Annotated in this window: 8 protein-coding genes; 6 read left to right on the top strand and 2 right to left on the bottom strand. The window is 70.6% G+C overall.

All coding sequences use genetic code 11. From position 1 onward, the window contains the following. Nucleotides 1–12 precede the first annotated feature (12 nt). Nucleotides 13–1,287 (bottom strand): extracellular solute-binding protein, encoded by a 1,275-nt coding sequence (locus tag ACWGIU_RS22140; protein WP_453708319.1) that lies wholly within the window; start codon nucleotides 1,285–1,287, stop codon nucleotides 13–15. Nucleotides 1,288–1,509: 222 nt separating this feature from the next. Between ACWGIU_RS22140 and ACWGIU_RS22135 the strand changes: the two genes are divergently transcribed. The 4 genes from ACWGIU_RS22135 (at nucleotide 1,510) to ACWGIU_RS22120 (ending at nucleotide 6,490) form a co-directional block, all read left to right on the top strand. After that, nucleotides 1,510–3,300 (top strand): glycoside hydrolase family 13 protein, encoded by a 1,791-nt coding sequence (locus tag ACWGIU_RS22135; RefSeq protein ID WP_453708317.1) that lies wholly within the window; start codon nucleotides 1,510–1,512, stop codon nucleotides 3,298–3,300. 26 nt (nucleotides 3,301–3,326) lie between these two features. Next, complete coding sequence (locus ACWGIU_RS22130; protein WP_453708315.1) at nucleotides 3,327–4,364, top strand: LacI family DNA-binding transcriptional regulator; 1,038 nt, start codon at nucleotides 3,327–3,329, stop codon at nucleotides 4,362–4,364. Nucleotides 4,365–4,436: 72 nt separating this feature from the next. Continuing rightward, entirely contained in the window at nucleotides 4,437–5,447 is a 1,011-nt protein-coding gene (locus ACWGIU_RS22125; protein WP_453708313.1) for a DUF389 domain-containing protein, read from the top strand. A 146-nt stretch (nucleotides 5,448–5,593) separates the two neighbouring features. Continuing rightward, complete coding sequence (locus tag ACWGIU_RS22120; protein WP_453708311.1) at nucleotides 5,594–6,490, top strand: phosphatase PAP2 family protein; 897 nt, start codon at nucleotides 5,594–5,596, stop codon at nucleotides 6,488–6,490. A 20-nt stretch (nucleotides 6,491–6,510) separates the two neighbouring features. Here ACWGIU_RS22120 and ACWGIU_RS22115 read toward each other — a convergent pair whose 3' ends face one another. Beyond that, entirely contained in the window at nucleotides 6,511–6,942 is a 432-nt protein-coding gene (locus ACWGIU_RS22115) for a GNAT family N-acetyltransferase (protein WP_453708320.1), read from the bottom strand. Between the two features lie 329 nt (nucleotides 6,943–7,271). Between ACWGIU_RS22115 and ACWGIU_RS22110 the strand changes: the two genes are divergently transcribed. Both ACWGIU_RS22110 and ACWGIU_RS22105 read left to right on the top strand, forming a co-directional pair. Then, nucleotides 7,272–7,637: a hypothetical protein gene (locus ACWGIU_RS22110; RefSeq protein WP_453708309.1), complete on the top strand. Its 366-nt coding sequence runs from the start codon at nucleotides 7,272–7,274 to the stop codon at nucleotides 7,635–7,637. Nucleotides 7,638–7,744: 107 nt separating this feature from the next. Further along, nucleotides 7,745–7,960 carry a hypothetical protein gene (locus ACWGIU_RS22105; RefSeq protein WP_453708307.1) on the top strand — a complete coding sequence of 72 codons (216 nt, stop codon included), beginning with the start codon at nucleotides 7,745–7,747 and terminating at the stop codon, nucleotides 7,958–7,960. Nucleotides 7,961–8,007: the final 47 nt, after the last annotated feature.

The raw sequence follows: 8,007 nt of genomic DNA, 5'->3' as shown, positions 1-8,007 counted from the left end.
GCCATGGTTTCGTTACTTCCAGCCCTTGAGGATCTTGCGGAACTCGACGCCGGCCGACTTGGCCGCGTCCTCCGGGCTCGACGCCCCGGTGATCGCCTTGGTGTATTCGACCTTCAGCGGCTCGAAGAGGGAGCCGTTCTCCGGGATCCAGGCGCGCTCGACGGCCTTGTCGACGGCCGGCTTGAAGAACTGGACCATCTCGTTGCCCTTGACGTCCGGCTGCTCGTAGGCGGCGGTCCGGGTCGGGAGCAGGCTGAGGTCCTTGGTCGACTGCACCTGGACCTCTTGCGAGGTCATGTACTCGACGAAGGCGTGCGCGGCGGCGGTGTTCTTGGAACCGGCGTAGACGGCGAGGTCGTGGCCGCCCTGCGGGGCACCGGCCTTGGCCGAGCCCGCCGGGACGGCGGCGATGCCGAGGTTGGCCTTGTCCTTGAACTGGTCGCCGGCGTAGGTGTCGGCGACGGCCCACGGGCCGTTGATCATCATGGCGGCCTCGCCGGACTTGAAGGCCGTCTGCATGTTGGCGTAGCCGTCGGTGGCGTTGGTGATCGCCGCGCCGGAGGCGACCAGGTCACGGGCGGCCTTGAAGGCCTTGACGCCCGCCTCGTTGTCGACGGTGACCGTCTTGTTCTTCGCGTCGACCAGGTCGCCGCCCTCGCCGTAGATGAGGGGGAGGAACCAGTAGGAGTCGTCGCCGCGGAGGTAGAGGCCGGCCTTGCCGGTCTTGCCCTTGATCGCGGCGGCGGCGGTCTTCACCTCTTCCAGCGTCTTGGGGGGCTGGACGCCGGCGTCGGCGAGCATCTTCTTGTTGTAGAAGAGGCCGAGGCTGTCGATGACCTGCGGAACGGCGTAGGTCTTGCCCTCGTACTTACCGCTGGCCGCGGCCTGCGGGAGGAACTCGGCGTCGACCTTCTTCGCCGTCTCGGCCGGGACCTCGTCGAGGTAGCCCAGCGAGGCGAAGTCCGCGACCCAGCCGACGTCGGCGCGGATCACGTCAGGCGCGTCGGAGCCGCTGCTGAAGGCGTTCTTGACCTTGTTCTGCGCGTCGCCGTAAGGGACGTTGACGTACTTGACGGTCACCTTCGGGTGCTTCGCGGTGAACGCCTCGGCGATCTTCTGGAAGCTGGCCTTCTCGGCGTCGTTCGAGGTGTCCCACCACGTGACCGTGCCGGAAAGCTCGCCGCCTGCCTTGGTACCGCCGGCCGCGTCCTTGTCGTCCCCACCGCAAGCCGTTGCCGCGAGCGCCAGGGTCGCGACCAGCGCGGTGGCCGCTATGCCACGCCGCATATGAACTCCTTCGATGATCCCGGCCGCGTCCTCGCGGTCCCGAGTTGCCAGGAACGTAACAAGACTGAAAGAGGACCGAAAGACCTTGCGCAAACTTTCTGCAAGCGGAGGCGATCGTTACATCCGTGTGTCCGGACGGTTGCCGCAGCTTGCTGTTAGTTCGAGTCACCTTCGACTGCTCAGGCCCGCAACCAGGGGGCATGTACCCGCGTTGACCCCGATATGACCCACGACTCGACGGCCGTCCAGCTTGCAAGATCTTCCAGCAACGCGACCGCGAGCGGTGGCTGGTGGCGCGATGCCGTCATCTATCAGGTGTACGTACGCTCCTTCGCCGACAGCGACGGAGACGGCATCGGCGACCTCCGCGGGGTCCGCTCCCGCCTCCCCCACCTCGCCCGCCTCGGCGTCGACGCCGTGTGGCTCACCCCCTTCTACGTCTCCCCGCAGGCGGACGGCGGCTACGACGTCGCCGACTACCGGGCCGTCGACCCCCTCTTCGGGGACCTCTCCGACGCCGACGAGCTGGTCCGGGCCGCACACGCCCTGGGGCTGCGGGTCATCGTGGACGTGGTGCCGAACCACACCTCCGAGCAGCACCCGTGGTTCCGCGCCGCCCTCGCCGGTCATCCGGGGGCCCGCGAGCGCTACCACTTCCGCCCGGGGCGGGGTGCTCGCGGGGAGCTTCCGCCCAACGACTGGGAGTCGATCTTCGGCGGCCCGGCCTGGACCCGGGTGCCGGACGGCGCCTGGTATCTGCACCTCTTCGCCCCCGAGCAGCCGGACCTCGCCTGGGACCACCCCGAGGTCGCCGCCGAATTCGCCTCCGTCCTGCGCTTCTGGCTCGACCTCGGCATCGACGGATTCCGCATCGACGTCGCCCACGGCATGGTCAAGGCCCCGGGCCTCCCGGACATCGGCCGCGGCGCCCAGGCCACCCTCATCGGCACCGAGCCGCTCCCCTTCTTCGACCAGGACGGGGTCCACGAGGTCCACCGCTCCTGGCGCCGCCTCCTCGACTCCTACGAGGGCGAGCGCATCGGGGTCGCCGAGGCCTGGGCGCCCACCTCCGAACGCCTCGCCCTGTACGTGCGCCCCGACGAACTGCACCAGGCCTTCAACTTCCGCTTCCTGAACTGCCCGTGGGACCCCGACGCGATGCGCACCGTCATCGACGAGTCACTGGCCGCCACGACGGCCGTCGGCGCCCCGACCACCTGGGTGCTGTCCAACCACGACGTCGTACGCCATGTGACGCGCTACGGCGGCGGGGCCCGCGGCCTGGCCCGGGCGCGGGCCGCCGCCCTGCTGATGCTGGCGCTGCCCGGGTCGGCGTACGTCTACCAGGGCGAGGAGCTCGGCCTCCCGGAGGTGGCGGACCTCCCCGACGAGGTGCGCCAGGACCCCGCCTTCCGCCGCGGGCGCCGTCGGCCGGAACCAGGGCCTGCCCGGATCGGCCGGCAGGCCGGCACCCCGCCCGGGGCCGGGGCCGGAACCGGGGCCGGGGGCGATTCCCCGACGCCGCCGGAGGCGGTGGGACAGGACGGGCTGCGCGACGGGTGCCGGGTGCCGCTCCCCTGGTCCGGCGCGGAGGCCCCGTACGGCTTCGGGCCGGCCGGCAGCTGGCTCCCGCAGCCCGCCGACTGGGGTGACCTCAGCGTCGCCGCGCAGACCGGCGACCCGCACTCCACGCTGGAGCTCTACCGCGCCGCCCTGGAACTGCGCCGGGCGATGCCGGGCCTCGGCGCACCGGAAGCGGGCACGGGACCCGGACCCGGATCGGTGGCCGAGGCCCCGCCCGAGGAGTCGTACCCCTGCGGGATGCGCTGGCAGTGCGCCCCCGAGGGCGTACTCCTCTTCACCCGGCCCGGTTTCGCCTGCACCCTCAACAGCCGTTCCGAGCCGGTCGAACTTCCGGCGCCCGGTCGTCCCGTACTCTCCAGCGCCCCGGTGGAGACGGACGGCCGCACCGTCCGGCTTCCCCCGGATTCGTGCACGTGGTGGTCATGGTGAACGTCCGACCGGTACAGTCCAATCCCGTGACCGCACGGCTAGCCGACATCGCAGCCCAGGCGGGGGTCAGCGAAGCCACAGTCAGCCGCGTGCTCAACGGCAAGCCCGGTGTGGCCGCAGGCACCCGCGAATCCGTACTGGCCGCCCTCGACGTACTCGGCTACGAGCGGCCCGTGAAGCTGCGCCAGCGCAGTGCGGGGCTCGTCGGTCTGATAACCCCTGAACTGGACAACCCGATCTTCCCGGCGCTCGCCCAGGTCATCGGTCAGGCCCTGACCCGGCAGGGGTACACGCCGGTGCTGGCCACGCAGACGCCCGGCGGGTCCACCGAGGACGAGCTGACCGAGATGCTGGTCGACCGCGGAGTCTCCGGGATCATCTTCGTCTCCGGCCTGCACGCCGACACCACGGCCGACATGGGCCGCTACGACCAACTCCGCGGGCAGGGCGTCCCGTACGTCCTCATCAACGGGTTCTCGGAGAAGGTCCAGGCCCCCTTCGTCTCCCCCGACGACCGGGCCGCGATGCAGCTCGCCGTCACCCACCTCGCCGCGCTCGGGCACACCCGCATCGGGCTCGCGGTCGGACCGAAGCGTTTCGTGCCGGTCCTGCGCAAGATCGAGGGCTTCCGGCTCGGGATGAAGGAGCGGCTGGGACTCGGCGAGGGCGAGATCGAGGAGCTGATCCAGCACTCCCTCTATTCGCTCGAGGGCGGCCAGGCCGCCGCGGCCGCGCTGATCTCGCGGGGCTGCACGGCGGTGGTGTGCGCGAGCGACATGATGGCGCTGGGCGCGATCCGGGCGGCCCGGCAGCAGGGACTGAAGGTGCCGCAGGACGTGTCGGTGGTCGGCTTCGACGACTCCCCGCTCATAGCGTTCACCGACCCGCCGCTGACGACCATCCGCCAGCCCGTGCAGGCGATGGGGCAGGCGGCGGTCCGGACCCTGCTGGAGGAGATCGGCGGCACGCCGGCCCCGCACAGCGAGTTCGTCTTCCTGCCCGAACTGGTGGTGCGCGGCTCCACGGCATCGGGCCCGGGCCAGCGCCGCCGCCGGGACCAGTAACGGGTGCCGTGACCGCGGCGGTGGCACGTGTCCCTGCGGCGGCGAACCGGTCGCGGTCCCGATACTGGGCAGATGCCCGGTATCGGCGGACTTCGCGACAGGATCCTGCCCGACCACAAACGACGCTCCATGGAAGACCTCCAGGAGGATCTCGATCTGTCGTCGGGGGACAGCCGGGCGAAACAGTCGGCCTTCTGGACCATGCTCGTGCTGTCCTCCGTGATCGCCGCGTGCGGGATCCTGACGGACTCCACCGCCACCGTCATCGGAGCGATGATCATCGCTCCGCTCTCCACACCGATCATGGGAATCGGCCTCGGCGCCGTGCAGCGCCGCCGCTCCACCGCCCTGACCTTCGTGGCGCTCGGCGGCCTGCTGGTGATCCTGATCGGCGCCCTGGCCTCCCTGGTGGTGCCCAGCTCGTACGACTTGTTGTCGGACAGTCAGATCTCCAGCCGGACCTCCCCGGGCCTCCTCGACCTGATCGCCGCCCTGGCCACGGGCTTCGCCGGCGCCGTGGCGCTGTCCCGCAGGGACGTCGCCGCGGTCCTGCCGGGGGTCGCGATCGCGATCTCCCTGGTGCCGCCGCTCGTGGTGACGGGCGTGTGCGCCGGCCAGAGGTCGTGGTGGCTCGCGCTGGGCGCGCTCGTGCTCTTCGTGTCCAACCTCCTCGCCATGGTCTTCGCGGGCATGGTGGTCTTCGCCGCCCTCGGTTTCACACAGGCCGCCGGCCACCCCGGCCGGGGGCGGGCTCCGCGCCGCGCCTACGTGATGCTCGGGCTGCTGTTCGCGGCGGTCCTGCTCCCGCTGGGCGCGAACACGGTGACGGCGGTCCTGCTGAACGCGTGGACCTCGCGGACCTGGAGCGCCGCGGAGCGCTGGCTCTCGGCCAGCCCCGGTGCGGCGGTCACCGGCGTCGACGCGCAGTCCAGAACCTTCTACATCCACGTGCGCAGCCCCGGCGACCTCCCGCCGATCGAGGACCTGCTCGCGGACCTCGAAGGGCAGCTCCCGGACGGCGTGCCGATCGTCGTCGACACCACCCGCGGGCAGCAGATCATCGCCGGGAAGGTGGGAGAGTGACCGGGCCCCGGGGCGAGTGCGACGGCGCCGGGGCGCCCGGGCACCCCGGCCAGGGGTCCATGTCGTACCCAAGGCGGACCGGAGGCGCCGAAGACCGTCCCGAGGGATGATCGGAGGCGGGAACGCATCTGGCAGACTCTCTCCCCATGGGTGAATCGAGCGTGAAGACACTGGAAACCCGGACGGACGTCTCATCACCCACCGTGGTCGAGACCGAGACCCGCCCGGGGTCCGAGCGCGCCCTGCTCTCCCGGTTGCGTGCCCCGCGCCGGCCTCGGATCTGGTTCGAGGTCCTGCTCATCGCGATCAGCTACTGGACGTACTCGCTGATCCGCAACGCGGTGCCCGAGCAGAAGGCGGCGGCCCTCGCCAACGCCGACTGGATCTGGAGCGTCGAGCGGACCCTCGGCATCGCCGTCGAGAAGTCGGTCAACCACACGGTCAACTCCGTGACGTGGCTGATCGTGGGCATGAACTACTACTACGCCACGCTCCACTTCGTCGTGACGATCGGCGTGCTGGTCTGGATCTACCGTTTCCATCCCGGGCGGTACGCCGCCACGCGCATGGTCCTCTTCGCCACCACGGGCGTGGCCCTGGTCGGCTACTACTGCTACCCGCTCGCCCCGCCCCGGCTGATGAACGGGCAGAACTTCGTCGACACCGTGCTGGTCCACCACACCTGGGGCTCCATGGCCTCGGGCAACCTCAAGCAGATGTCGAACCAGTACGCCGCGATGCCGTCCATGCACATAGGGTGGTCGCTCTGGTGCGGCCTGACGATCTTCGCCGTCGCCTCGGTCCCCTGGGCCCGGATCCTGGGCCTGCTCTACCCGACGGCGACCCTCGTCGTCATCGTGGCCACCGCCAACCACTTCTGGCTCGACGCCGTGGGCGGCCTGATCTGCCTGGCCTTCGGCTACACGGTCTCGCGGTCCTGGTACGGCTCCTTCGCCCACCGCCTGCCGCGCCACCCCGAGCACGCGGGCCCGCACCCGGCCACGGAACTGCTGAACCGGGTCCGGGTCCGCACCCGCGTCTGAGGCGGCTGCTGCGTACTGCGCTACTGCTGCCCGAGGGCCATCCACTTCCCGGGCGCGGAGAGGGGCTCGAAGCCGGCCCGGGCGTAGACGGCGTGCGCATCGGCGGTGGCGAGCAGCACCCGGCGCAGCCCGTACGGCTCCAGGTGCGCGCACACCGCGTCGACGAGGGCCCTGCCGAGCCCCTTGCCGCGGGCGCCCGGATCGACGTAGACATCGCAGAGCCAGGCGAAGGTGGCCCGGTCGGTGACGACGCGGGCGTACGCGAGCTGGGCTCCGGAGGCCTGGTCGTAGAGGCCGAAGTTCACGGAGCCCGCGATGGCGTCCTCCTGCTTCTGCCGATCACGCCCGAGCGCCCAGTACGCGTCTTCGGACAGCCACCTGTGGACGAGCCCGACGTCCAGTCGGGCCGCGTCGGTGGAGATCTCGTATCCGTCGGGAAGGTCATCGCTCATCCCGGCATCCCGGGCCGAGGGCTGGACCAGTGCGAGGCGGCTGAGCCGGTCGAGGCAGGCGCGCAGGTCGCTCTCAGGAAGCTCAAGCCGCTGGGCGAGTGCGGTCACCCCGTCTGTGGGGTGGGCGAGCAGCGCCCGGTAGACGCGTTCGGCCTGGGCGTCGAGCCCGAGCAGTTCCAGCATGGCGCTACCCCCGGATATTAGTACACGTGCGCCTGTAGGGAACCATACGAAGGCACGAAGCACCTCCTGGTCAGTTCCTGTTTTGGCATAAACAGTCCCCTGTGCCGGTCTGTACTGCGGGGGCGGGCGCTGCTCACCATGGCCGTATGTATCTCGTGCATGTCCGACTTCGAGCCCCGGATCACGCCTCCCTTCCCCCCGACGCCGCACAACTGTTCCTGAGATGCGCCCTCGACGGGGAAGGTCTGGAACACGTCAGTGCACACGGCGATGCGGCGGGCGGTCCGGTGGTGGGCTTCTATCTGACCGCACCCTCGCTCGCCGTCGCGGAGCGGGCCGCGTCGGCCGTCTGCCACCGCGCGCTCCTCGCGCACCCTTCGCTCGCCGAGATGAACGTGGGGTCCTTCGACGCGGCCTTGGTGCCGCAGCACTGGAACGCACTCCTGCGATCCGATGGACAGGATATGCAGATGCAGGATCCGTCCACCGAGAACCTCTTCCACCCGTTCTGACGGCCCAGCAGAGTAGGGCCATCGGCAGGGGGAACCGGCCGGGAACCGGGAACCGGGCAAGTGCCCGGGGACGTAACAGAAGTGATTGCGCTCTCAGGGGGAATCCGATGTCCACGCTCGCCACTCGAATCGCCAAGTCCGCGGCCGCGGCCGTCATCGCCGTCGGCGCTCTGGGTGTGGCGCATTCGTTCACCACGGGGGAGCCGTCGGAATCGCGCCATTCCTCCGTCTCCGCCTTCGACTTCGGTTCGGTGACCATTCCGCTGGACCCGACCGACCCGCGGGACAAGTCGGACATCACCGATGTCACCTGGGGCCACTGACGGCGGGCTCCGGCCTGCGACGCCCACCGCTCAGGCGCGGCGCGGGC

This window comes from Streptomyces sp. NPDC054840 (assembly GCF_053611065.1).
The sequence above is the reverse complement of the archived record's forward strand: the minus strand, read 5'-3'. Positions and strand labels throughout refer to the sequence as shown.

Coding starts and splice junctions, on each gene's coding strand:
- ACWGIU_RS22140 (WP_453708319.1), bottom strand. CDS start 1,287: ATGCGGCGTGGCATAGCGGCCACCGCGCTGGTCGCGACCCTGGCGCTC.
- ACWGIU_RS22135 (WP_453708317.1), top strand. CDS start 1,510: ATGACCCACGACTCGACGGCCGTCCAGCTTGCAAGATCTTCCAGCAAC.
- ACWGIU_RS22125 (WP_453708313.1), top strand. CDS start 4,437: ATGCCCGGTATCGGCGGACTTCGCGACAGGATCCTGCCCGACCACAAA.
- ACWGIU_RS22120 (WP_453708311.1), top strand. CDS start 5,594: ATGGGTGAATCGAGCGTGAAGACACTGGAAACCCGGACGGACGTCTCA.
- ACWGIU_RS22115 (WP_453708320.1), bottom strand. CDS start 6,942: ATGAGCGATGACCTTCCCGACGGATACGAGATCTCCACCGACGCGGCC.
- ACWGIU_RS22110 (WP_453708309.1), top strand. CDS start 7,272: ATGTATCTCGTGCATGTCCGACTTCGAGCCCCGGATCACGCCTCCCTT.
- ACWGIU_RS22105 (WP_453708307.1), top strand. CDS start 7,745: ATGTCCACGCTCGCCACTCGAATCGCCAAGTCCGCGGCCGCGGCCGTC.